We start from the raw sequence: 1,186 nt of genomic DNA on the forward strand, positions 1-1,186 counted from the left end.
TCCTTAGAGGGTGTAGACAAAATAAAGTAAGCTGCTTGTCCCTTGCCTACACAGCATTGCACCATGCCTAAAACCGGACGCCCGCCCGTAATCGCTGCGGAGCATTACCCTCTGCTGACCAGACTCGCTCATGCGCAACCCTATTCCAGCCAAGCCGAACTGGCGCAAGCATTCCATGCTGAAACGGGTATCACCGCTCATCCCGACACCTTTGCCAAAGCACTCAAGCTGGCCGGGATCGTTCGTGTAAAGGAACGAGCCAAAGGTAGCTTCCAGCCACCCGAGCCTCGTAAGTCTTATGGTTACACCGAGGCCCATCGGCGTCAGTTGCCGGAACAGCGCTACCCCAGTTGTCTGACGGACGCAGAATGGACGCTGGTCGCTGATTTGTTTGAAGTCTCGGGAGGCCGTGGCGTGCCGCCTCGTCACTCCCGACGGACGCTTTTGGAAGCGTGCTGCTATGTCGTGCGCACGGGATGCTCATGGCGAATGCTGCCTCATGAGTTTCCGCATTGGGACAACGTCTATAAAACCTTTCGACGGTGGAGTGCTCAGGGCAAATTCGAGCAAATGCACGACCGGCTTCGTGCCCAGTGGCGAGAGCGGATGGATCGTGATGAAAAGCCGTCAGCCGCTGTTCTCGATTCCCAGTCAACTCGTGGCTCTCCCCAAGGCGGAGAAAGTGGGTACGACGCCGGCAAAAAGGTCAAAGGGCGCAAGCGAAGTCTGGTCGTTGATACCCTGGGCCTGCTCTTGGCAGTGAGTATCAGTGCAGCCAGCGTGCAGGATCGAGACGCGGCGGACGACGCGGTGACATCCTCGATGGGCAAATACCCATCCGTGCATACTCTGTTCGTTGACAGTGCCTACGCCGGAAAGTGGGCTCAGCGGACGCAAGACATTCATGCTGTCCAGGTTCAGGTCATAAGAGGATCGAATAATCGCCGTACCGGTAAATGGCATTCAGAACAAGGCGACCTGTTTGCGGCAACGCCAGCATCGAGTGGTTTTGTGGTTATGCCCAGGCGCTGGGTAGTGGAACGAACTCACGCCTGGAATGAACGAGCCAGGCGGCTGATCATGCATCACGATCGTTTGCTCGATGTAAGTGCGGCATGGGTATGGTTGGCTGAAGCTCGCATGCTGGCCCGTCGGCTTACTACTTGATTTTGTCTACACCCTCTTA

1 protein-coding gene is annotated in these 1,186 nt (G+C 56.6%); it reads left to right on the forward strand.

Annotated elements, in window-relative coordinates; all coding sequences use genetic code 11:
- The first annotated feature begins 63 nt into the window (after positions 1-63).
- Positions 64-1,167, forward strand: a complete 1,104-nt coding sequence (locus tag CYD26_RS24730) for an IS5 family transposase (protein WP_102053914.1) — start codon at positions 64-66, stop codon at positions 1,165-1,167.
- Positions 1,168-1,186 lie beyond the last annotated feature (19 nt).

The sequence above is a fragment of the Pseudomonas sp. FFUP_PS_473 genome, assembly GCF_002858665.1.
Classification (GTDB): Bacteria; Pseudomonadota; Gammaproteobacteria; order Pseudomonadales; family Pseudomonadaceae; genus Aquipseudomonas; species Aquipseudomonas defluvii.